We start from the raw sequence: 23159 nt of genomic DNA, 5'->3' as shown, positions 1-23159 counted from the left end.
AGGAGTGCAAAGCATGGGTTCGAGTGAATTGGTTCTGTACTTCGACGGACGATGTCCGCTATGTGTCGCTGAAATCCGGCGTCTCGGCGCTCGCGACACGCGACACCGGCTGGCGTTCGTCGATATCGCCGGGCCGGGTTTCGATCCGGCGCCGCTCGGCGTCGACCTGCCCGCGTTGAATCGCGAACTGCATGCGCGCCTGCCCGACGGACGCATGCTGACCGGCATCGACAGCATCGTCGCGGCGTATGCGCTGGTCGGGCGCCGCGGGCGAGTCTGGCTGCTTCGCATGCCGGCGATGCGTGCCGGGTTCGCGTTGCTGTATCGCCGCCTGGCGCGCAATCGGCATGCCGTGTCGCACTGGCTCGGATATCGCTCGCAAGCCTGCAGCGAAGGCGGCGCGTGCAGCATCGGCCGGGATTCCGATAGTGCAGCAGCGAATCGCCCGCCGCGCGATACCCCGCGCCGTATCGTCGTGAGCTGGATGTACGCAGCGGCGCTCGTTCACCTGCTCGTCGGCGTGGTGATGCCGTGGATTGCCGGCGCATCGTGGCTCGACGCGTATCACCGGGAGATCGAGCGGCATTTCTGGACGGGAACCGCACCCGAGGCCGCGCGTGTCCAGCAGGTGTGGTGGTTGTCGCTGATCGCCGCGACGGTGCAATGCGCGGCGGTCTGGATGCTCGCGCTCGTCCATCTCGGCAACCGCTTGCGGAAGCGGGAAGCGTGGGGCTGGTTGCTGGCCGGCCTGTTGATCTGGGCGCCGCAGGACATGCTGTTGTCGTGGCAGGCGCAGGTGTGGGGTCACGTGGCGATCGACGTTGCCGCGCTCGTCGCGATGGTGCCGCCGCTGGCCTGGCTGTGGAGGAGGGATACCGCATGAACACGTTGCCGGCTTTCGACTGGGCGCTCAACCTGCTGATCGTGCAGGGCGCGATGGGCGCATTCGATACGCTTTATCACCACGAACTCACGCAGGACCTGCCGCACCGCCCGCGTGCGCGGCTCGAGCTGGCGATTCATGCGGTGCGGTCCGTGCTGTACGGGCTCGTGTTCGCATCGATCGCGAACGTCGCGTTTCACGGCGCGTGGGTCGCGGCCGTCGCGGCGGTCGTGCTCGTCGAAGTGGGGCTGACGTTGTGGGATTTCGTCGTCGAGGACCGGAGCCGCAAGCTGCCGGCGACCGAGCGCGTGCTGCACACGCTGCTGGCCGTCAACGGCGGCGCGTTGTTCGGGATGGTCGCGATGCAGCTGTCCGCGTGGGCGCACGAGCCGACCGCGCTGCAGCCGATCGATCCCGGCTGGCGCGGCTGGCTGCTCAGCCTGTTTGCCGTCGGCGTGACGGTGTCGGGCGTGCGCGACGGGATCGTCGCGTGCCGCGTCGCGCCGCGCGCGCCGGCCGCCAACCCGTTCGCCGGGCAGCGGCCCGGCAACGTGCTGGTCACCGGCGGGACCGGCTTCATCGGCGAAACGCTGGTGAACCAGTTGCTCGACGCAGGCCATACGGTCACGTTGCTGGCGCGCGATCCGCTGCGCGCCGCCTACCTGTTTCAGGGGCGCGTGCGCAGCGTGACGTCCGTCGAACAGTTGCAGCCGCACGCGCGCTTCGACACGGTGATCAATCTCGCCGGCGCGCCGGTGCTGGGTGCACGCTGGAGCAAGCGCCGGCAGGCGCTGCTGCTCGCCAGCCGCGTCGGCGTCACGCAGGCGCTGATGCGCTGGGTCGAAACCGCCGAGGCCAAGCCGCGCACGTGGATCCAGGCGTCCGCGATCGGCTACTACGGCGTGCGGCCGGGCGACGAACGGCTCGACGAGCGTAGCGGCGCCGGCACCGGCTTCATGTCGGCGCTGTGCCGGCAGTGGGAGGCGGCCGCCGCGCCGCTCGCACGCCACGGCGTGCGTGCGGTGGTGCTGCGACTGGGCGTCGTGTTCGGTCCGGGCGGCGCGTTGCGCCCGATGCTGCTGCCGCATTACTTCGGGCTGGGCGGCCGATTCGGCGACGGCGCGCAAGTGCTGAGCTGGATTCACCGCGACGACGTGCTGCGGATCGTGGCGCGCGCGATGTCGCAGGCGGGCATGCACGGCGTCTACAACGCGGTCGCACCGGTGCCGCTGACCCAGCGCGCGTTCGTGCAGGTCGTGTCGAAGGTGCTGCGCCGCCGCGCGTGGCTGCACGTGCCGGCCGCGCCGCTGCGTGCCGCGATGGGCGAGATGGCCGAGCTGCTGCTGGACGGGCAGCGCGTAGTGCCCGCACGGCTGCATCAGGACGGATTCATGTTCCGCTTCCCGACGGCCGAGCATGCGCTGCGCGACCTGACGAATCGGCCGCACACCGATTTCGCGCACGCGGCCTGCCGTTTTCCGCGAGGTCGTGTATAAATTCGGCGTGAATGCGTTCGGCGCGTGTCGCGCGCCCCGAATGCTCCGCACCCGACCTCACAAGGAGACTGCATGCTGCGCATCCTCGGCAAGATTCCGTCCATCAACGTCCGCAAGGTGCTGTGGCTGTGCACCGAACTGAACCTGCCGTTCGAACAGGAAGACTGGGGCGCGGGCTTTCGCACGACCCACGATCCGGCCTATCTCGCGCTGAATCCGAACGCGCTCGTGCCCGTCATCAAGGATGACGACTTCGTGCTCTGGGAATCGAACACGATCATCCGCTACCTCGCGAACCGCTACGGCGGCGATGCGCTGTATCCGGCCGAGCCGCAGGCGCGTGCGCGGGTCGACCAGTGGATCGACTGGCAGGGCGCGGATCTGAACCGCTCGTGGGTCGGCGCTTTCCTCGGCCTCGTGCGCAAATCGCCCGATCACCAGGATCCGGACGGCATCGCGCAGTCGATCGCGGGCTGGACGAAGCACATGCACGTGCTGAATGCGCAACTCGACAAGACCGGCGCGTACGTGGCCGGCAACACCTTCACGCTCGCGGATATCCCGATCGGCCTGTCGGTGAACCGCTGGTTCGGCACGCCGTTCGAGCATCCCGAATTGCCGGCGGTGTCGCGCTATATCGAACGTCTCGCGACGCGCGAAGGTTTCAAGCAATACGGCGGCAGCGCGAATCCGTAATGCTGTGCCCGTAGCGCGTGATGCGGCGGCGCCGTCGCGGGCGGCGCTTCATCGCATCCGGCGGGCACCGGCCCGTCGTCACGCACCGGGCGCCGGCACCGCGTCGAGCACGCGCGCGAGAAACGCCTCGTGATTCCACGCGGCTTCCGGCCGCGACAGCCCGAGCCGCACGACCACCAACTGACGGCTCGGCACCACGCTCACGAACTGGCCTTCGTGGCCGACCGCATGAAACGCGTCGGCCGGCATCGCGCGTGCGTGCGGATCGCGATCGTTGAACGGCTCCGGCACCTTGACCCACAGCTGCGCGCCGAATTCCTGCCGCGACGATTGCGGCGTCGCGCGCGTCAGGTAGCGCACCCACCCTTCCGGCAGCAGCCGCTGCCCGTTCCACACGCCGTCCTGCAGCAGCAGCTGGCCGAAGCGCGCCCAGTCGCGTGCGCTCGCATACATGTACGACGCGCTGACGAGCGTGCCGGACGCGTCGGGCTCGAACACCGCGCTGCGCATCCCGAGCGGCGCGAACAGCGCGCGGCGCGGCAACGCGAGGTAGTCGCCGGCGTTGCCGCCCAGCGCCTCGCGCATCACGCGCGCGACGATCGCGCTCGTGCCGCTCGAGTACGACCATTGCGTGCCGGGCGTCGCGACCAGCGGCTTCGCCGACGCGAACCGCGCGGTATCGGGCTGCGTGAACAGCATCACCGCGACGTCGGACAGCGGGTCGTCGTAGTCCTCGTTGAATTGCAGGCCGCTCGTCATCCGCAGCAGCTCGTCGAGCGTGATGGCCGCGCGCGGATCGCCGCTGCCGCGCCATTCGGGCAGCAGCGCCGACGCGTCCGGCGACAGCTTGTGCTGCGCGACCAGCGTGCCGACCAGCGCGGCCGTGACGGTCTTCGTCATCGACCAGCCGGGCAGCGGCGTGTCGGCCGTGAAGCCGGGCGCATAGCGTTCGGCGATCACCTGGCCGCGCCACATCACGACGACCGCGCGCGTGCGGCGCGGCCGCGCCGGATCGGGTTCGTCGAACGCGCGGTCGATGGCGGTCTGCAACAGGTGTGCGTCGATGCCGGCGGGCGGTGTGGCCGGTGCGGGCGGATCGGGTTGCGCGGGCGCTGGATCGGGGAGGGGCGGCAACCCGGCGGGCAAGGTGGCCGCCGCCGCGCCGGTCGGGGACCCGACCGCGAGCGTGCAGCCGAGCCCGGGCCGGAAGTCGGCTTCGCGTTCGGCGAAGCCGGCGAAGGTCGCCACCGCGCGATGACGGTCGGGATCGAGCGACGGGCGCACCAGTTTCAGCAGCGGATGGACGCCGGCCATGATGTCGACGTCGATCACGGGCGCGGCCGGGCGGCCCGACACGAACACGCCGGAACACAGCGCCTTCGCCGCATAGCCGGTCGCGATCGGCGCGAGCCGGTACAGCATGTAGGCCGCGTAGCCGATCGCGGCAACGAGCGCGAGCGCGACACCGCGCAGCATCAGTTTCTTGAGGGGGATCGTCATGCGCGAACGTCCTCGGTGGCGTGCCGGCCGGCAACGATCCGGCAGTGTCGCAGGTTCGGGCGACGCGTTGCAATCGCCGCCGCGTGACGCGCGATGACGGCCGCATGCGTGCGCGCTGCCGCATGCCGACGGGGCGGCCGGCGGCGCGCGTCGGGGCGAGTTGATATCGGGCCGGCCATCGGCCGATAATCGTCCGGCATTGCTCTCCCAGTCCCATTGTCCAACCGAGATCGGAAAACGCCATGTCCTACGACAACAACAACCCGTTCGCCAAAATCCTGCGCGGCGAACTGCCGTGCGTGAAGGTCGCCGAAGACGACGCGACGCTTGCGATCATGGACCTGATGCCGCAGGCCGACGGCCACGTGCTCGTGATCCCGAAGGAGCCGGCCGCGCAGATCTTCGAGCTGTCCGGCGACGCGGCCGCGGCCGGCATCCGCATGACGCAGCGCGTCGCGGCGGCGGTGCGCGCGGCGCTCGAGCCGGACGGCGTGTTCATCGGCCAGTTCAACGGCGCGGCAGCCGGGCAGACGGTCCCGCATGTCCATTTCCACGTGATTCCGCGCTGGGAGGGCGCCGAGCTGCGGATGCATGCGCGCGACGTCGCCGACGCGGCGACGCTCGAAGCGCTCGCGCAGCGCATCCGGGCCCGCTTCGTGTAACAGCGTGATCGCCCTCGGCGCGGCGGCCGCCCACTGGCGGGCCGCTGCGCCGACCGGGCCTGTTTCAGCGGTCACACGAGGTAACACGTGTAACCGCCCGGGAAACTCGGCCGGCCAGGCGCGGCGCTAGACTCCGCGCATTGTTTCATCGAGCGACAGGAAGGGCGGATCGCCTCTTCGTGCCGGCCGCCGCGTGGTGCGGCGGCGCGGCCTTCGCGAGGTGCCATGCGTCTTTCGCGCCGGGAATCGAGCCATGTCCAGACTTCTCATCACGCTTGCCCTGATCGGCGGCCTGTCCGGCTGCTACGTCGCGCCGCCGTACGGCTACGCGCCCGCGCCGGCCTACTACGGTTACGGCTATGCGCCCGCGTATTACGCGCCGCCGGTGAGCGTCGGCATCGGCGGCAACTTCCGCATCCGCTGATCCGGCTTCGGGCCCCGGCTCGGGGCCCCGGTCGCACCGGCCCGGTCGGCTGCCGTTAGCCGGACGATGCGCGCGAATTCGCGCGCCGCATGAAGGGGGCGCACGGCGCCCGGGGTGCGCGGTTCCTATACTTCACAGGAAAGCGCATCCTCGCGAGGCCGTCATGACAGTTACCCCCAAGGTCGTCGTCCTGTCGGGCGTCGCCACGCTCGTCTATCTCGGGCTCGCCGTGCTCGGCAGCGGCGGGTTCGCTGCGTTCTTCTCGCATCCTCAGTCAACCGTTGTGGCGATCGCGACACTCGCGATGGCCGTCGCCGCCCTGTTCACCGAAGGCAACCTGAGCAGCGGCGAACGCGAGAACCGCGACAACCGCTGGGTGCTCGCGGCGTTCGCGGTGAGCGGCTTCCTGTTCGCATACCTGCCGGCGCTGACCGACCGCCTCGACATCTGGACCTTCGGTGGCGACACGGTGCGCTGGATCGGCGTCGGGCTGTACCTCGTGGGCGGCGTGCTGCGCATATGGCCCGTATTCGTGCTCGGCAAGCGCTTCAGTGGGCTCGTCGCGATCCAGCCGGGCCATACGCTCGTGACCGGCGGCATCTACAGCCGCATCCGCAATCCGAGCTATCTCGGCCTGGTCGTCAATTCGCTCGGCTGGGCACTGGTGTTCCGCTCGAGCGTCGGCGTGCTGCTGGTCGTGCTGACGCTCGTGCCGCTCGTCGCGCGAATCCGTTCGGAGGAGGCACTGCTGCGTTCGCAATTCGGCGCCGAATACGACGCGTATTGCGCGCGGACGTGGCGGTTGCTGCCCGGCGTGTACTGACCCCGTCATCTTTTCCCCGACCGTCGTCCGGATGCCCGTTACCGGCGTGTGCAGATGTGTTGCCACGTGTGTCTCGAACGTGCGATCGCGTGCATGACCGGCGTGCCGCAACGTGGGGTCGGACCGATGCGGGAGCCAATGCCGGCAAGGGTTTCAGCCGGATTCGACGGCCCCGTTGAATGTCTGTGATTCGTAAACAACTTGTTACCACAATGTCCGCGGCAAGGATGCGGGACCGGTGCTATTCTTCGCCGCAAGCTCATTGAAATGAATTGGTCCGCGGTTCGGCACAATGCCTGGCCCGACGTCGATCGATTCAGATCGTCGTACCGAGCGGACCTCGATAACCAGAATTGCGAACAAGGAAGAATACGGGAATGTGGAAGAAAATCGCCCCCGCTCTCGTCGTCGCCGCGTTGACCGGCGCGACTGCACTGCCGGCAATGGCCGGTGACTTGAACAACGCGCTCGGCGGCGCGCTCGGCGGGGTTGCCGGCGCAGCGGTCGGCGGCGCGGTCGGCGGCAGCACCGGTTCCGTCATCGGCGGCGCGATCGGCGGCGGCGCCGGCGGTGCGGTGACGTCGAACCGTCGCGAGCGCACCGGCGCGATCATCGGCGGCGCCCTCGGCGGCGGCGCGGGTACCGCGGCGGGCAACGCGATGGGCGGCCGCACGGGCGGCCTGCTGGGCGCGGCGGTCGGCGGCGGCGCCGGCGCGGCGCTCGGCGGCAACATGTCGCGCAGCTCGTACGATCGCGATCACGGCGATCGCGGCTACCGTCACCGCAAGCACCGTCACCACCGCGACTGGGACTGATCGCCGCTGGCGCGGCACGGTGCGCGATCCGCGCACCGGCGCGCCGACGGCGTCGGGACTTCGACGCGAACCTCAGCCCGGCAGCCTGCCGGGCCGCTTCGCCGGCCAGACCGGCGATGCGCCTCCGGCTTCAATCAGCCACTGCCATGGGCCCGATCGACGGGCCGGCCATCCTCCTCCCGCCGTTTCCCCATTTCGTTTGTCGACGACATCGCGTCCCGCGCATGAATGTGCCCGGACGGGATGGGCCGAATGTCCTCTGCTTTCCGTTCGCCGCGTCGGCTCGTTCCAGCCTGACGTGAGCGTATCCCGCGACCCTGCTGCAGCGATCCGCTGTCGCGCGCTTGTCGATCGCCCTCGATCCGCTTAACGGGACGTGTTGAATTGCGCATGGGTACGCCGTATTGCCGGGTACGGACGCATCGCGCGCACCGCGCAACCGTCAGGATTTCCCTGATGGTCGGCATGCCCCGCAACGCCTCCCGACCGCGCGTCGCGGGCGGCGGCGGGTAGTGGGAAATCGAATGAATGTCATCGCAACATTTAATTGGTCGATCGAGATCGACTTCGCTATCGTCGGCGATGCTCGCGTACGGAGTCGAACCGTGCCGCTGTCCGCGCCTCGCCGCATGATCGCGAGCGCCGCGGCCCGGCCGCCGGCCCGCCGCGTCCGATGAACCGGACGGACCCGACGCGAAGCCTGGCCGACCGACCGAAGGCGCATGCGCCTTCAAGCCACCCCGGCAACGATGTCCCGCCCCGCATGCGTGCCCCACGCGCATGCGGACCGCCCGATGCCGTTTGCGCCCGGGGCCGGACCAACCCATTGCCTGGATGCAATATGTCTAAGACAACGTATTACGCGCCGCATGGCGGCCACCCGCCGCAGACGGACCTGCTGACCGATCGCGCGATGTTCACCGAGGCGTACGCGGTGATCCCGAAGGGTGTGATGCGCGACATCGTCACGAGCTGGCTGCCGTTCTGGACCCACACGCGCCTGTGGGTGATCGCGCGCCCGCTGTCGGGTTTCGCGGAAACCTTCTCGCAGTACATCGTCGAAGTGAATCCGGGCGGCGGCAGCGACAAGCCCGAGCAGGACAAGAACGCCGAAGCCGTGCTGTTCGTCGTCGAAGGCGAAGCCGAGCTGACGCTGCAGGGCCAGAAGCACACGCTGAAGCCGGGCGGCTATGCGTTCATCCCGCCGGGCGCGGACTGGACGCTGCACAACGTCAGCGATGCCGCGGTGCGTTTCCACTGGGTGCGCAAGCACTATCAGGCGGTCGACGGCATTCCGTTGCCGGAAGCGTTCGTGACCAACGAGCAGGACGTCGAGCCGATCCCGATGCCGGGCACCAACGGCGCATGGGTGACGACGCGCTTCGTCGACATGAGCGACATGCGTCACGACATGCACGTGAACATCGTGACGTTCGAGCCGGGCGGCGTGATTCCGTTCGCTGAAACGCATGTGATGGAGCATGGCCTGTACGTGCTGGAAGGCAAGGCTGTTTATCGGCTGAATCAGGACTGGGTCGAGGTGGAAGCCGGCGACTTCATGTGGCTGCGCGCGTTCTGCCCGCAGGCTTGCTATTCGGGTGGGCCTGGCCGGTTCCGTTATCTGCTGTACAAGGATGTGAACCGTCACATGAACCTGACGCTGAACCCGGCGCGCTGAAGCGTCGCGCAAGTCGATATGAAAACCCGCTGGTGTGAGCCGGCGGGTTTTTTTTCGGGTGCGTCGTGGGTTTTCCTGGATGTCCGGTGTCGACCGACGCGCGTGAAAAGCTAGCGGCTCCGCGCAAACTTGAGTTCGATAATGGCTTCGGCCGAGGCCAAAAGAGCATTGACCTGTTCAGTTGCGCCTGGATCGAGGCCGGGATGCTCGCCGTCGAGGTACTCGATCATCTCTTGAGGCGGCCAAGGCCCAAGTGAGGCCATGTAATCTGCTATCTCATCCTGAATCTGTCGCCACGATTCGTACCGTCGTCGCGACACGAGAATTCGATCGCTTCGCGTATAGATCACATGGAGGTCCACGAGCATTCCCGGCAATGAGTTTGATTCTTCATTCTCTCATTTGATCGCCTGGGCTTCCGTGTTCAACGCCTGCGTCTATCGGTGCGGTCCCGTCCGTGACATGCATCGAACGATGCGCGTGCGCGCGAAGTCGCCGGCGGGTATTGGCCCAAAAAGGACGGTCGACCCATACGAAAGCGGACGTTCACCACCACTCAACCAGCGGCATCTGGTCGAAGCGCTAACCTATGCGAGTACCTCTACGACGGAATCAGGCGGCACGAAGATTTTTCCGAGAAGATGAGATAATTTGTAGGTAAGCACAACACTCATCGCAAAACAACGGCATGAACATGAGTCATTCGCATCAGCGTGGCATGGTCCGAGACTACGTCGTACCGGTAATCACGGTAGTCCGTGAGCCGAACGGTTTTCGCAGCACCGGATTTCTGGGGACAGCGTTTAACATCGGCTCTCGCGGTGTGCTGCTGACTGCGCGACACGTCATCGAGGGTCACCAAGACGAGACGCTCGCGGTGTTGTACGTCGATACTAATAACGAGTGGGCGGCCCATGTCGTCCAGGAAAGAGAGCTTTGCGATAACGTTGACGTTGCTGTTTTGAAGATCGAAGGTCAATGGTCTAGCATCCTCGAGTGCGATGGTGAGTGGCAAGGCGCCTCTCTGCACTATGACTGCTGGGGATATCCGGAGGATGCGCAGTTCGATCCCGGCGCAATTTACCGGCCGGATCTCGTCTACACGACAGGATATATTCGGCGTAACTATTCACATGCAATACCGGGCGTCCGGGGCACTCAATTCTTTGAGATAAGCGAAATCGCTGGTGCTGGTTGCTCGGGGGCCCCGCTAATCCACAAAACTAAGCGCCTCCGCGGTGCGGAACAGGCCTGGGCCTTGGTCGGAATTTATTCTGTTGAGCGTCGCACAGAAGTGCATGTTGATGGAATGCCCGTAGTTCGGGAAGTGCCGTATGCCATTCGCGAAGAGGCGTTTCGACATTGGGCTCCGGCGGTACTCGGGCGCACGATCATCGAAGAGTCTCGAACCTAACCGGAAGCAAAGCCACTTCGCCCCGCTCCTTCATTCGACGAACTGCATAAGACCAAGCGTTAGCGGCACGCTGGACCAGCCTACAATAGATGGCCCGACCGTTTACCGAACATCGACCCGACGAGCAAGAACGGCGGGTGTGGCGCTGATTTGAACGTGAGCGTGCCGATATCGAGGGGATTTAAATCGCGATCATAGCCTCGCCGCCATCGTGGGGCGTCACTGTACCGCCAAATGGCTGCTATGCGCACACCGCGTCGAATGTCCGCTTCTGGCCGATAGCAGACCTCGGAAACTCGATATCGGCGCTCACGTCAAAATACTTCGAACGAACACCAGTCGGGCACAAACTGCTCGAAGACAAAAAAGTCGTCGATGTATGTCAGCCCAAGCCGCTCCAATGACTTCGTGCACTCATCGGCCGCATCGCTTCCAAAGAACGGGCCAAGCGATATGAGGCTATCGGATTCGTCAAAAGATTCCCGAAAATTGAATTCGACCATGACCGTGGATAGCTCGACATTCTTGGCTGCTAGCGCAGCCCGCCGGACAACGATTCCGAAATCTCTCGAAACTTTCATTGATATTGACCAAAGGCAAGCGGGTACTGAAGATTGTCGGCGATCTAGCCCTTATGGTCGAGTGCCTAAAACAGGCCGAATACCGGCGGTCTTCGCAGCGTTCCCCAGAAACCCGCGACGGACCTGTTTTCATCGGCGATGCGTATCGCTACAGCCCGAGCGCACCCGCCGCAAGCATCGCAACCTCCAGCCGTGTATCGGGCGACAACTCGTCTTCCATCAACCACACGGCCGACAGTCCCGACCACGCGAGAATCCACTGCAGCAGCCGGCGCCGGTCGAGTTGTGCGGCATCGGCCACGACCGCGACGCGCCGCCCGAAACGCACGGGATCGACCGCGATGTCGCGTGCGGGATTGCAGAACAGATTCGCGTAGTCGAACGTGCGCTCGCCGCGCAGCCCTTTCGGGTCGATCGCGCGCCAGCCGCGATCGCCGAAATGCAGGATGTTGTCGTGATGGATGTCGCCGTGCAACACGACTTCGTCGACGGACGGCTCGGCGAGCAACTGGCGAGCGATCGCCGCGGAGCGGCGCAGCACATCGTTGTCGGCATCGTTCGACAGCAGCGCGTAAAACCAGTCATGCAGCGGCACCACCGGAGGCACCTGCGGCGCACGATGCGCGTGCAGCCGCGTGACGACGTCGCAAGCGATGCGCATCGTGTCGTCGTCGTGGCCGGCTGCCGACAATGCGGCGAGCGACGGCGCCGGCTGCGCGCGTTCGAGCAGGATCGCGTCGCCGTCGTGCCGCCACACCTGCGCGGCGCCTTGCCCGTTCCACCAGGCCATCAGCGCATTGCCGCGGCGTTCCTCGTCGCACGTCGCGACTTTCAGCATCGCGGGCCGCGCGTGCCAGACGACCGGCAACAGGCCGCCGCTCGCGGTCAGGATCGGGCCACCGTCGGGAACGAGGCCCCACAGGTCGAGGTATCGGTCGAACATCACGCGATGGTACAGGCGAACCGGCTCATGCGCCTCGCCTGCCCGGCCGCGACGACATGCCGCAGACCCACATACGCGCCGCGAGCGGGCCCCGGTGCGCTTTCCTAAATAAAATTTAGCCAGCCAAACTTTGGCTAAAGAATGTTCCGGTTTCGCGCCATCCCTTCGACAATGCGCGCCTTTCGTGACCGATCGGCGCCGCTCGCGCGCCGGCCGTCGCGGCACTGAAGAAGGAGCCCCGACATGACCGACCCCACCGCCAACCCATCGCCGCCGCCCGCGCCGCCATCCGCACCGCCGCGCCGCCGCCGCGTCTGGCGCACGCTCGCGGGCGCGCTGCTCGGCCTGACGCTCGCATGCGCGGGCATCGGCGCATGGACGATCGATCGCATCTGGACGCAGTTGCCGTCCGTCGAACACCTGGCCGTCTATCGTCCCGCGCTGCCGCTGCGGATCTTTTCGCGCGACGGCGACCTGCTGGCCGAATATGGCGTCGAGCGGCGCGAGTTCGTGCCGCTCGAACGCATTCCGCCGCTGATGCGGCACGCGCTGCTCGCGGCGGAGGACGCGAAGTTCTACGAGCACGGCCCGGTCGATGTCGGCGGTCTTGCGCGCGCGACGTTCGCGAACGTCGTGACGGGCCAGCCGGGCCAGGGCGGCAGCACGATCACGATGCAGGTCGCGCGCAACTTCTACCTGACGCGCGACAAGGTGCTGAGCCGCAAGCTCGCCGAGATCCTGATGGCGGCGAAGCTCGAACGCGAATACAGCAAGGACAAGCTGCTCGAGCTGTACATGAACGAGATCTATCTGGGCGAGCGCGCATACGGCTTCGCGGCCGCCGCGCACGTGTACTTCGGCAAGCCGCTCGATGCGCTGAGCGCGGGCGAGGCGGCCGTGCTCGCCGGGCTGCCCAAAGCGCCGTCCGCGTTCAACCCGGTCGTCAATCCCGCGCGCGCGACCGCGCGGCGCAACTACGTGCTCGGCCGGATGCACGCGCTCGGGCAACTCGACGATGCGACGTATCGCGCGGCCGTCGACGCGCCGATCGCGCTGGCGACCACGCCGCCGCCCGGCATCGTCGCGGCGCCGTACGTCGCCGAGCGCGCGCGCCGAATGATGGTCGAGCGGTTTCATGACGACGCGTACACGCTCGGCCTCGACGTGACGACGACGATCTCGATGCGCGACCAGCGCGCGGCCGAAGCCGCGCTCGAGCGCACGCTGAGCCGCCAGGCGCGCGCGAAGCGCGAGACGCGCAACGGGCTCGAAGGCGCGCTCGTGTCGCTCGATGCGGCCACCGGCGACATGCTCGCGCTGGTCGGCGGCGCGGATTTCAATCGCAACGTGTTCGACCATGCGCTGCAGGCGTATCGCCAGCCGGGATCGAGCTTCAAGCCGTTCGTCTATTCGGCGGCGCTGGAGAAGGGCTACTTCCCCGGCGTGCTCGTCGACGATACGCAGCGCACGCTCACGCACGCGGAAACCGGCGCGCGGCCGTGGCGTCCGCGCAATTTCGGCAATCGCTACGAAGGCTTCATCCCGGTGCGGCGCGGGCTCGTGCGTTCGAAGAACCTGGTCGCGGTCAGCCTGATGCAGGCCACCGACGCGCGCTACGTGCAGCAGCACGCGGTGCATTTCGGCTTCGACGCGCAGCGCAATCCGGCGTCGCTGCCGCTCGCGCTCGGCGCGGGCGCCGTGACGCCGCTCGAACTCGCGAGCGCCTACAGCGTGTTCGCGAATGGCGGGACGCGGATGGAGCCGCGCCTGATCCTGTCGGTGAAGCAGCGTCACGGCGGCGCGATGTACGAGGCGACCGTGCCGGCGGGCGAGCGGGTCGTATCGGCGCGCAATGCGTTCGTGATGGACAGCATGCTGCGCGACGTCGTGCGGGCCGGCACCGCGCGCGGCGCGCTCGCGCTGCGGCGTGACGACGCGGCCGGCAAGACGGGCACGTCGAACGGGTCGAAGGACGTATGGTTCGCCGGCTATTCGTCGGGCATCGTCGCGGTCGCGTGGCTCGGCTACGACACGCCGCGCCCAATGGGGCGCGCGACCGGCGCGACGCTCGCGCTGCCGGTCTGGCTCGACTACATGAAGACGGCCGTCGACGGGCGCACGCCGGTCGCGGCGATGCCGCCCCAGGACGTCGCGCTCGTCGACGGCGACTTCGTCTACGCGGAATACACGCGCGGCACGTGCACGGCCGACGTGCCGGCGTATATCCGCAGCCGCTTCGCGTGCGGCGGCGCGGCGGCCATCGATGCGCCCGACGCGCCGGCCGACAACGGCAAGCGCGACGAGCCGATGCCTGCCGCCGTCGATGCGGCCGAGCGCGAACGCGTGCTCGACCTGTTCCGGACCGACGACTGACGCGCGCCATGCATACGCTCTATCTGATTGCGATCGTCGCGGAAGCGATGTCGGGGGCGCTGATGGGCATGCGCCGCGGGATGGACCGCTTCGGCCTCGCGCTCGTCGGCGCGGTGACGGCGCTCGGCGGCGGCACCGTGCGCGACGTGCTGCTCGGCCACTATCCGCTCGGCTGGATCGCACATCCCGAATACCTGGTGATCACGCTCGTCGCGGCGACCGTCGCGTCGTGGGCGGCACGGCACGTCGCGCGGATGAAGACGTTGTTCGTCACCGTCGATGCGGTCGGCCTCGCGGCGTTCACGATCATCGGCTGCGACGTCGGTGCGTCGACCGGCACGGCGCCGATCATCGTCGTGCTGGCCGGCGCGATCACGGGCGTGTGCGGCGGGATGCTGCGCGATTTACTCTGCAACGAGATGCCGCTGATCCTGCGCGAGGAGCTGTACGCGAGCGTCGCGTTCGTCACGGGTTCGCTGTATGTCGGGATGCAGCATCTCGGCATCGACACGGGGTTCGCGACGCTCGTCGCGCTGGCGGCCGGCTTCTCGATACGGATGCTCGCCGTACGGCTCGGCTGGAAGATGCGGAGCTTCGGCGCGGCGGATGTCGAGCATTGAGCGCGCGCGCCCATGCTTTTCGCGCCGGCATTCAGTCCGGCTGCATCACCTGAAAGACGTTCCCTTCCGGATCGATGCCGTCGACCATCCGGTACGGGAAGCCGTCGTAGCGCTTCAGATCGCGCACGGTCACGCCGTCGCGGGCGAGCCGGTCGCGATACGCGTCGATATCGGCGTCGATCGTGAAGACGAGCTTCACGTTGCTGGTGGCCGCGTTGGCGTTCGTGCTTGCTGGTGCGGCCGCATGACGGAATGCCGGGCCGGCTCGATGCAGCGCGAGCTCGATCGCGCCCGCGCCGAGCACGGCCCATTCACCGTCGATTTCCTCGATGACGGGCAACGCGAAATGCCGTTGATAGAACGCTTTCAGCAACGCGACGTCGCGGACGTACAGGATGATGCGGGTCATCGGAAGCGGCACGGGGATTTCCTTGGCAGGGGCAATGCGAGAGATCGGGAGAGTGCGCCGCCGCCCAGGGCAACGCACCGCCTAGAGCGATGCAACGATCATGCGATACGTGCCCGCGCTACGCGGGCACCATCACCGGCGGCGTCCCGTCGCCGGTTTCCACCATCTTCACCGCGAAGCCGTAGCACTGCGCGATATGGGCAGGCGTCATCACGTCGCGCGGTGTGCCATGCGCGACGATCGTGCCGTCGGCGAGCATCGCGATCGCATCCGCATGCCGCGCGGCGAGGTTGGGATCGTGGACGATCGCGAGCACGCCGAGCTGCCATTCGCGCGCGACGGCGCGCACGGTATCGAGCAGGCGGTGCTGGTGCGCGAGATCGAGCGCGGCGGTCGGCTCGTCGAGCAGCAGGTAACGCGGGCCGGGTTCCGTCGTGTCGTGATCGGGCCACAGCTGCGCGAGGACGCGGGCGAACTGCACGCGTGCGAGTTCGCCGCCCGACAGCGTCGTGACGTCGCGGCCGACGAGCGCGTCGGCGCCCGCGCGTTCGAGCGCGCGCCATGCGATGTCGCGATCGCGGTGCGACGTCGCACCGCTGCGCCGCGCATGCGGATAGCGGCCGAGCAGCACGATTTCGTCGACGCTGAACGGGAACGCCGGCTGCGCGGCCTGCGGCAGCACCGCGCGCAGGCACGCGAGCCGCGGCGCGTCGATGCGTGCGAGCGGTTCGCCGTTCAGCGTGACGTCGCCCGTCACGCGCACGCCGTGCGGCGCGACGCTGCCGGTGAGTTCGCCGGCGAAGGTTTTCAGCAGCGTGCTCTTGCCCGCGCCGTTGCGGCCGAGCAGCGCGGTCACGCGGCCGGGTTCGATCGACAGCGACAGGTCGCGCAGGATCGTGCCGTGCCGGCGGGCGACGTCGAGGTGGTGGGCAGTCAGCATGGTCGTCGTGAAGAAGGAATTACCCGCCGAGCGCGCCGCGGTTCTTCCACAGCAACGCGAGGAAGAACGGCGCGCCGAGCAGCGCGGTCAGCACGCCGAGCGGAATGTCGGCGGGCGCGGCGACCGTGCGCGCGGCGAGATCGGCCGCGAGCGTCAGCAACGCGCCGAGCAATGCGGCGCCGGGCAGCACGATGCGCTGGTCGGGGCCGCACGCGAGGCGCACGCAATGCGGCGCGACGAGCCCGATGAAACCGATGATGCCCGCGCACGACACGAGCGCGCCGACCGCGAGCGCGACCGCGACGAGCACGCGCCGCTTCAGTCGCTGCACGGGCACGCCGAGATGCAGCGCTTCGGTTTCGCCGAGCTGCAGTGCGTTCAGCGCGTCGCGCTCGCGCACGAGCAGCACGCCGCCGAGCGCGACGCACGGCGCGACGGCCGCCAGCGTCGGCCATTGCGCGCCGCCGAGGCTGCCGAGGCTCCAGAAGGTCAGCGAGCGCAGCTGTGCGTCGTCGGCGACGAACGTGAGCAGCCCGATCGCCGCGCCGACCAGCGCATTGATCGCGATGCCGGCGAGCAGCAGCAGCGGCAGCGCGAGCCGGCCGCGCGACGCGGCCAGCCGGTAGACGAGCGCCGCGACCGCGAGCCCGCCCGCGAACGCGGCCACGGGCAGCGCGGCCGCGCTTGCGTGGGCGGCGAAGAGCGCGGGGCCGAGCACGATCAGCGTGGTCGCGCCGAGCGCGGCGCCGCTCGATACGCCGACGAGCCCGGGATCGGCGAGCGGATTGCGGAACAGCGCCTGCATCGCGGCGCCGGTCGCGCCGAAGCCGCCGCCGACCAGCAGCGCGAGCACGACGCGCGGCGCGCGGATGTCGAGCAGCACCGCGCGCGCCTGCTGCGCGGCCGGGTCGCCGCTCAGCGCGGCCCAGGCTTCCGCCAGCGGAATGCGGTACGCGCCGACGCACAGCGCGACGACGGACATCACGCCCACGAGAATGGCGAGCGCGGCCAGGACGAACGGCGCGAAGCGGCGCGACGTGCCGAGGCGCGCGGCGCCGGCGCGCGAGGCGGACGATGGCGCGTTGAAGGGCGAGGCGTGAGCGGGCATCGGGTCGATCCGGATTCAGGCGAGCGCATCCGACAGGCGTCGGTGCAGGGTCGTGACGGCGAGCGGCAGGCGCGGGCCGAAGCCGAGCAGGAACAGCGCGTCGAGCGACACGACGCGCCGCGCGCGGCCGGCCGGCGTCGCGCCGAAGCCCGGCGTCGCGAGCAGCGCGGCGTGGCCGCCGACGGCCGCCAGCCCTTCGTCGGAGATCAGCACGACGTCGGGCGCGGCCGCCGCGAGCGCCTCGGTCGTCAGCGGCTTGTAGTGATCGAAGCCCTGCATCGCGTTGCGCGCGCCCGCGTAGCGGATCATCGCGTCGGCGGCCGTGCGCTGGCCGGCGACGAGCGCCTGGGTGCCGGTATGGTTCAGCACGAACAGCACGCGCGGCGGCTGCGCGCCGCCGGGCACGCGTGCGGCGACCGCGTCGCGCGCGGCCTGCCAGTCGCGATCGAAACGCTGCAGCAGCGCGGCGCCGGCGTCGCGCACGTCGAGTGCCTGCGCGACGCCGGTGATCTTCGCGCGCACCGATTCGACGTCGTGGCGCTCGTCGAAGGTCGTCACCGTGACGCCGGCGCCTTTCACCTGCGCGATCGCCGTCGGCGGGCCGGCTTCCGCCGAGGCCAGCACGAGATCGGGCCGCAGCGACAGCAGCCCTTCGGCCGACAGCGCCCGCTGGTAGCCGACCTTCGGCAGGCGCTTCGCGGCGTCGGGATACGTGCACGTCGTGTCGGCGCCGACGAGCCGGTAACGCGGCGTCTCGGCGCCGCCGAGCGCGAATGCGGTTTCCGCGAGCGCGCCGCCGATCACGATCACGCGTGTCGGCGCGGCGGCCGCGCCCTGCGCGAACGCGCCGCCGGGCAGGGCGCCCGCGAGCGCGCCGGCCGCCGCGCCGGCCAGCAGCGACCGGCGGCGCGGATCGAACCGCCGCGCGCTCACCGCGCGGCTCCGCGTGCGGCCGCCGGCAGCGTCGCGACGAGCGCGCGCCAGTCGTCGCGCTCGACCTTGCCGGGCTTGCGCTCGCCGAACAGCAGCGCGACGTGGTCGCCCTGCCGGTCGAACAGTTCGAGCGACGTGACGATGCCGTCGCTCGTCGGCTTCTTCACGACCCACGCGGCGGCGATCAGGTCTTCGCGCACATGCAGGTTGAAGCCCGGATCGAGCACGTTGATCCACGCGCCGACCTCGCGCACGTTCGCGACGGGGCCCGTATGGATCTGGATCATCCCCGCGTTGCCGACGAACACCATGATCGGCTGGCCGCTTTTCGCGGCCTGTTCGAGCACGTGGCGCAACGCATGCGCGGTTTCGACCGGATATGCGTAGCGCGGATCGGCGAGGCGCAGCGCCTGCATGCGGCTCACGCCGAAGCGTTGCGTGATGCCGAAGAACTGGTGCGTGTCGGTCATCGCGTCCCACGCGGCGCGAAAACCCGCGACGTCGATCTCGGTGTCGGCGCGCTCGGGCGTTTTCGCTGCGGCGGGCGCGACCTCGAGGCCCGGCTCCTGCGACGGCGCGCGCCAGCGTTCGACGAACGCGTCGTATGCGGCGTGATCGCTGTGCGCGCGCAGGTAGACCTTGTGGATCGCATGACCTTGCGCGTCGAAGAACTGCAGGCTCTTCAGCGGGCCGTGCGCGGTCTCGTCGCGCACCGCGAACGCCGACACCCAGTGACGATAGAAGATGCGCAGGTCGATGTCGCCGAGCGCGAGCCCGACCGGGCCGTCGTGGCTCATCTGCGCGTACTCGCCGTCCTTTTCGTGGACGGCCGTGTCGTTGCGCGTCAGCGCCATCACGCGGCCGAGGCGCGGCATTTCCTCGAACATCGCCGGAAAGCGCGCGTCGAGCCGCACGACGTGCTCGCCGACGAACGCGGCGAGCGCCTCGCCTTCGCTGACGCCGAGCGCCTGCGCGACGTCGCGGTTGCGCAGCTGACGCTCGGTCTTGAGCTTGATGAACGCGTCGCGCAGCGCGGCGGCCGCGCGGGCCGGCGTGGCCGATTGACCGGGAAGGGCGGATTGCATCATGTCGGACTCCTTCGAGTAACGGTTGGGGTAGGCGCGCGGGCAACGCGCATCAGAAATCCACTTTCATGCTGACGGCGACCGTGCGGCCGGGCGACGAATACGCGTCGAGCACCTGCGAATCGGCCGCGATGCCGCGCACGTCCGACCAGTTCCAGTACTTGCGGTCGAACAGGTTGCGGATGCCGATCGTCGCGCTCACGTGCTTGTTGAAGCGGTAGCCGCCGCGCAGGTCGACGACGAACGACGACGGCGGCGTGAAGCACGCCTTGTTCGAACAGTCGGACTTGTCGACGTCCTTGTCGCGTTTGGCGGCCTGGAACAGCAGGTCGGTCTGCACGAACCAGCGTTCGGTCGGCTCGTACCGCACGCCGAACACGGCCGAGAACGGGTTCACGGTGTTCAGCGGCTGGCTGGCCGCGCCGTCGTTCTGCGTCGAGCCCTTCGTGAACGCCATCGCCGTCTTCAGCGTGATGCCGTTCGGCATCACCCATTCGGCGCGGCCTTCGAGGCCATGAATGCGTGCGTCGGCGAAGTTCACGTACTGGAACACGAACGGGTCGACCGGCCGGCCGCTGCCGGCGATCGTCGTGCGCGAGATGAAGTTGCGGTAGCGGCCGGTGAACGCGGCCGCGCTGTAGCGCACGATGCCGTAGCCGGTGCCGGCCTTGCCGCGCAGGCCGGCTTCGAACGTGTCGCTGGTTTCGGGCTTCAGGTTCGGATTGCCGATCGACGTGTAGCCGTACACCGGATTCGAGAAGCTGCTGTTCACCTGGTCGGGCGTCGGCGCGCGGAAGCCGTGCGCGTACTGCACGTACGGAATGACCGCGGGCGTGATCTCGTAGAGCACGGCAACGCGCGGCGACAGTTCGTTCGCGCTCGTCGACACGGCCTTGCCGGTGAACAGCGGATCGTTCTCGGTCGGGCTCAGCCGGTACGTGTCGAAGCGCAGGCCCGGCGTGACGAGCAGGCGGCCGTAGCCGATCTGGTCCTGCACGAACGCGCCGAACAACGTGTAGTCGGTGTCGGGGAACGCCTTGTTCGGGAACGCTTCGCCGACGCCCGGCACCGTGCCGTCGCGCAGGTTGGTCACGCGCGACAGGCTGCCGTCCAGGCCGACCAGCAGCTTGTGCGCGAGCGGGCCGGTCGCGAAGCCGCTCTCGGCGAACGCGGCGCCGCCGAACGTGCGTTCCTTGTACTGGTTGTCGCGCGAACGCGAGGGCAGCTTGCCGCGCGTCTCGAACGCATATTGATCCTGCTTCGCGTCCTGGTAGTAGAACTGCACGTGCGCGGTCTGGAACCAGCGGAGCGCGTCGTCGCGAAAGTCGTAGTCGACGCTGAAGCGGTTGCGTTCGAGCCGGTCGTGGGTCGTGAGGCCGAGCGTGGTCGGCGCATTGATCGCCGACAGCACGTCGGTGCTCACGCGCCGCTGCACCGTTTCGGCGGTGAACTTGATCGTGTCGCGCGTGGTCGGTGTCAGCACGAGCTTGCCGAGCAGCGATTCCGAATACACGTCCTGCGGGTTCGACGTCGTGCGCAGCGTGCTTGCCGTGTTGTTGCCGCCGCGCGTGTCGACCTCGTGGCCGCGCCGGCCGTCGGCGATGATCATCCCCTGGACGCGATCGTTGCCGCCCGCGGCCGACACGGTCGCGCCGATGCTGCGATCGGTCGAGTCGTAGCTCGGCCGGAACGAGAAGTAGTAAGGCTTGTTGTAGACCGACAGCAGGTCGCGCGGGTCCTTCGTGATGAAGTTCACCGCGCCGGTCAGGCCGTCGCTGCCGTAGAGCGCCGACGCCGGCCCGCGCAGGATCTCGATGCGCTTGAGCGTGTCGAGATCCGCGTAGTCGCCGCGGCCCGCTTCGAGCGGCCCGAACGAGAACGCGTTCGGCAGGCGGATGCCGTCTTCCATCAGCAGCACGCGATTGCCTTCGAGGCCGCGGATGTTGATGCTCGAATCGCCGTCGCGGCCGCCGCCGAGCGCGGCGCTGCCGGGACGGTACGCGGTGCGGCGCACCGTGATGCCCGGCTCGTAGCGCAGTGCGTCCTTGATGTTGGTGGCCTGCTGCTCTTCGAGATCCTCGTCGGTGATCACCGACACGGACGCTGCCGTGCGGCTCGCCGCGGTGGCGGTGCGGGTGGCCGTGACGGTGACGGGATCGAGCAGCGCCGCCTCGCCGCGCGTGGAGGCGGCCGCGGTGGTCAGGACGGCGGACGGCGGGGTGGCGCCTTGCGGCGACGAATCGGCGTGAGCCGGGGCGGCGGACAGGCCGAACGCGCCGAACAGCGCGGCACAGATCGGCCGCCGCGCCAGCGTATAGCAATGCACAGGTGGTCTCCCATTGACGATAACAAGCCCGAAGGCTGGCTGGGTGACGCGTTCACCTGGCTGGCTCGTTTGCGCGCGACAGGCGGCAAACGGCGATGTGAAAGGCAACTGACAACTTTAACAGTGTAAATGAGAATTATTATCAATACAAGGACGCCAGACGGCCCGTGCGAGTGAGCGCTCGCCTGCGCGGCTCGGGCGAGCCGGGGGAAGTCTCGAGAAACTCAGGCCAGCGCTTCGATGCGGATCAGCAGGTTGCGCGCATGCGCGATGAACGCGTCATGCGTGGCGCGATCGCCGTGGCTTTCGATACCGGCCTGTTCGGCGAACGCGATCTGGTCGGTGTAGAGCTCGACGAGCGCACGGCGTGCATCAGGGGGAAGCGCGCGGATCATCGACACGATCAGCAGTTCCTGCGCGCGAAGCATGCCGGACAGCGATTGAGCGTTCATGCTGGCCTCCTCGGACGATGCGGCGGCGAGCCGCTCTTTCCATACTAGGCGGTCGGCGCGTGCAGTGGCGGGGAGGGGGTGGCGGCGCGCGGCGGGCGCCGCGCGCTTCAACGCGAACGCCGCGCGAACCGACATTCGCGGCGTGCATTCTGCCCGCGCGAGCCGGCGCGGGCACGAAGGCGAACGGAATCAGCCGGCTGCGGTGGCGGACTGCGCGTCGCGCACGACCTGCGCGACGCGTTCGACGAACTCGGCGTCGACGCTCGACAGCGCTTCGCGCTTGCCGTCGGGCATCTCGACCATCAGCCGATACGTGATGTCCTGCGTGGTCCACGCGAGGTAGCCGACCACGGCGAGCATCACGCCGACCACGAGCGCGGCGCTCGATGCGGCGATGCCGCCTGCGACGGCGATGGCCGCGCCGATCAGCGAGATCAGCGACGGCACGAGACGGTTCTTCGGAATCTTGACGACGTCGACGTGGCGGATGTCACGCAGTGCGAATACCTGCCCGGCGGCCGACAGGCCGTTGCGCGTGACCATGACGCCACGTTCGTTGAATGCGTTTTCCATCGTGTGTTGCGTGGACGAAAACGCGCAGCGTAGCAGGTTTCGTTGCCGCGTCAAACGAGACCGACTGCCGCACGACGCGTGCGGCGCGGCCGAAAGACGGGAAGCGGGTGGCGCGCAGACGCGTTCAGAACTGCAGCCGGCCGTCGCCGTAAAGCCGGCCCGGCACGTGCGACGCGACAACCTCGGCGATCTCTTCGTCGGTCGATTCGGCCGGCACGATCTGGCGCCGCGCGGGGGCGTCGAGATGCATCGTCCATTCGACGAGGCGATACGGGCGGCCCCAGGGGCGCTGCATTTCGACCGAGACGCGGCAGCTCTGGACCGGCAGCGAGTGTTGGCACGTCAGAATCGCGTGCAGATGGCTGAAAACGGTATCTTCGATCATCATGGCCTCCGATCCTGTCTTGTGGGCAATCGATGGCGGC

General features: G+C 68.4%; 23 protein-coding genes. 11 read left to right on the top strand and 12 right to left on the bottom strand.

Translation table 11 applies throughout. The features are described 5' to 3' along the window. The first annotated feature begins 13 nt into the window (after positions 1-13). The 3 genes from H0X90_RS15850 (at position 14) to H0X90_RS15840 (ending at position 3075) form a co-directional block, all read left to right on the top strand. On the top strand, positions 14-883 hold the full coding sequence (locus H0X90_RS15850) for a thiol-disulfide oxidoreductase DCC family protein (RefSeq protein WP_058902398.1): 870 nt from the start codon (positions 14-16) through the stop codon (positions 881-883). Continuing rightward, on the top strand, positions 880-2379 hold the full coding sequence (locus tag H0X90_RS15845) for a TIGR01777 family oxidoreductase (RefSeq protein ID WP_077188706.1): 1500 nt from the start codon (positions 880-882) through the stop codon (positions 2377-2379). Before H0X90_RS15850 ends, H0X90_RS15845 begins: the two co-directional genes overlap by 4 nt. Positions 2380-2451: 72 nt before the next feature. After that, on the top strand, positions 2452-3075 hold the full coding sequence (locus H0X90_RS15840) for a glutathione S-transferase family protein (RefSeq protein ID WP_006485757.1): 624 nt from the start codon (positions 2452-2454) through the stop codon (positions 3073-3075). A 78-nt stretch (positions 3076-3153) separates the two neighbouring features. On the opposite strand, the gene H0X90_RS15835 is transcribed toward H0X90_RS15840, so the two are convergent. After that, on the bottom strand, positions 3154-4575 hold the full coding sequence (locus tag H0X90_RS15835) for a serine hydrolase (RefSeq protein ID WP_077188705.1): 1422 nt from the start codon (positions 4573-4575) through the stop codon (positions 3154-3156). Positions 4576-4817: 242 nt separating this feature from the next. Between H0X90_RS15835 and H0X90_RS15830 the strand changes: the two genes are divergently transcribed. From H0X90_RS15830 to H0X90_RS15805, 6 genes are all read left to right on the top strand, one after another. Continuing rightward, positions 4818-5237, top strand: a complete 420-nt coding sequence (locus H0X90_RS15830) for an HIT family protein (protein WP_006485763.1) — start codon at positions 4818-4820, stop codon at positions 5235-5237. 253 nt (positions 5238-5490) lie between these two features. After that, positions 5491-5661, top strand: coding sequence for a hypothetical protein (locus tag H0X90_RS15825; protein WP_006485756.1), 171 nt, complete (start codon positions 5491-5493; stop codon positions 5659-5661). 163 nt (positions 5662-5824) lie between these two features. Further along, the gene (locus tag H0X90_RS15820) at positions 5825-6484 is read left to right on the top strand and encodes an isoprenylcysteine carboxylmethyltransferase family protein (RefSeq protein WP_077188704.1); all 660 of its coding nucleotides are present in this window, start codon (positions 5825-5827) and stop codon (positions 6482-6484) included. Positions 6485-6861: 377 nt separating this feature from the next. Beyond that, complete coding sequence (locus H0X90_RS15815; protein ID WP_006496212.1) at positions 6862-7299, top strand: hypothetical protein; 438 nt, start codon at positions 6862-6864, stop codon at positions 7297-7299. 841 nt (positions 7300-8140) lie between these two features. Continuing rightward, the gene (locus tag H0X90_RS15810) at positions 8141-8977 is read left to right on the top strand and encodes a bifunctional allantoicase/(S)-ureidoglycine aminohydrolase (RefSeq protein WP_006487082.1); all 837 of its coding nucleotides are present in this window, start codon (positions 8141-8143) and stop codon (positions 8975-8977) included. A 688-nt stretch (positions 8978-9665) separates the two neighbouring features. Then, positions 9666-10391 carry a serine protease gene (locus H0X90_RS15805; RefSeq protein WP_077188703.1) on the top strand — a complete coding sequence of 242 codons (726 nt, stop codon included), beginning with the start codon at positions 9666-9668 and terminating at the stop codon, positions 10389-10391. Positions 10392-10705: 314 nt separating this feature from the next. Here H0X90_RS15805 and H0X90_RS15800 read toward each other — a convergent pair whose 3' ends face one another. Next, positions 10706-10972, bottom strand: a complete 267-nt coding sequence (locus H0X90_RS15800) for a hypothetical protein (RefSeq protein ID WP_077199992.1) — start codon at positions 10970-10972, stop codon at positions 10706-10708. A gap of 148 nt (positions 10973-11120) precedes the next feature. Continuing rightward, a complete protein-coding gene (locus H0X90_RS15795; RefSeq protein WP_077188702.1) occupies positions 11121-11915 on the bottom strand; it encodes an aminoglycoside phosphotransferase family protein in 795 nt (264 codons plus the stop codon). 243 nt (positions 11916-12158) lie between these two features. Between H0X90_RS15795 and H0X90_RS15790 the strand changes: the two genes are divergently transcribed. Together H0X90_RS15790 and H0X90_RS15785 are read left to right on the top strand one after the other, a co-directional pair. Further along, positions 12159-14288, top strand: a complete 2130-nt coding sequence (locus H0X90_RS15790; protein WP_006496214.1) for a penicillin-binding protein 1A — start codon at positions 12159-12161, stop codon at positions 14286-14288. 8 nt (positions 14289-14296) lie between these two features. Next, on the top strand, positions 14297-14908 hold the full coding sequence (locus H0X90_RS15785) for a trimeric intracellular cation channel family protein (RefSeq protein WP_006496215.1): 612 nt from the start codon (positions 14297-14299) through the stop codon (positions 14906-14908). Positions 14909-14939: 31 nt separating this feature from the next. Here H0X90_RS15785 and H0X90_RS15780 read toward each other — a convergent pair whose 3' ends face one another. From H0X90_RS15780 to H0X90_RS15740, 9 genes are all read right to left on the bottom strand, one after another. Continuing rightward, positions 14940-15329, bottom strand: a complete 390-nt coding sequence (locus H0X90_RS15780) for a VOC family protein (protein ID WP_006496216.1) — start codon at positions 15327-15329, stop codon at positions 14940-14942. A gap of 106 nt (positions 15330-15435) precedes the next feature. Then, positions 15436-16257: a heme ABC transporter ATP-binding protein gene (locus H0X90_RS15775; protein WP_077188701.1), complete on the bottom strand. Its 822-nt coding sequence runs from the start codon at positions 16255-16257 to the stop codon at positions 15436-15438. 19 nt (positions 16258-16276) lie between these two features. Next, positions 16277-17365, bottom strand: coding sequence for an iron ABC transporter permease (locus H0X90_RS15770; protein WP_034203205.1), 1089 nt, complete (start codon positions 17363-17365; stop codon positions 16277-16279). A 15-nt stretch (positions 17366-17380) separates the two neighbouring features. After that, positions 17381-18298: a hemin ABC transporter substrate-binding protein gene (locus tag H0X90_RS15765; protein WP_034203206.1), complete on the bottom strand. Its 918-nt coding sequence runs from the start codon at positions 18296-18298 to the stop codon at positions 17381-17383. After that, positions 18295-19386: a hemin-degrading factor gene (locus H0X90_RS15760; protein WP_006491808.1), complete on the bottom strand. Its 1092-nt coding sequence runs from the start codon at positions 19384-19386 to the stop codon at positions 18295-18297. The genes H0X90_RS15765 and H0X90_RS15760 overlap by 4 nt, the downstream gene beginning before the upstream one ends. Before the next feature lie 49 nt (positions 19387-19435). Continuing rightward, on the bottom strand, positions 19436-21709 hold the full coding sequence (locus H0X90_RS15755; protein WP_048987703.1) for a TonB-dependent hemoglobin/transferrin/lactoferrin family receptor: 2274 nt from the start codon (positions 21707-21709) through the stop codon (positions 19436-19438). A gap of 224 nt (positions 21710-21933) precedes the next feature. Next, a complete protein-coding gene (locus H0X90_RS15750; RefSeq protein ID WP_058903544.1) occupies positions 21934-22161 on the bottom strand; it encodes a hypothetical protein in 228 nt (75 codons plus the stop codon). A 189-nt stretch (positions 22162-22350) separates the two neighbouring features. Next, complete coding sequence (locus H0X90_RS15745; RefSeq protein ID WP_012493589.1) at positions 22351-22734, bottom strand: DUF6232 family protein; 384 nt, start codon at positions 22732-22734, stop codon at positions 22351-22353. Between the two features lie 124 nt (positions 22735-22858). Then, a complete protein-coding gene (locus H0X90_RS15740) occupies positions 22859-23119 on the bottom strand; it encodes a DUF2866 domain-containing protein (RefSeq protein ID WP_011548992.1) in 261 nt (86 codons plus the stop codon). Between the last annotated feature and the right edge of the window lie 40 nt (positions 23120-23159).

Origin of the sequence: Burkholderia sp. 9775_39 (genome assembly GCF_015712225.1) — a bacterium.
Classification (GTDB): Bacteria; Pseudomonadota; Gammaproteobacteria; order Burkholderiales; family Burkholderiaceae; genus Burkholderia; species Burkholderia cenocepacia.
Note: the sequence above shows the minus strand (reverse complement) of the source record. Positions and strands in the feature narration are given on the sequence as shown.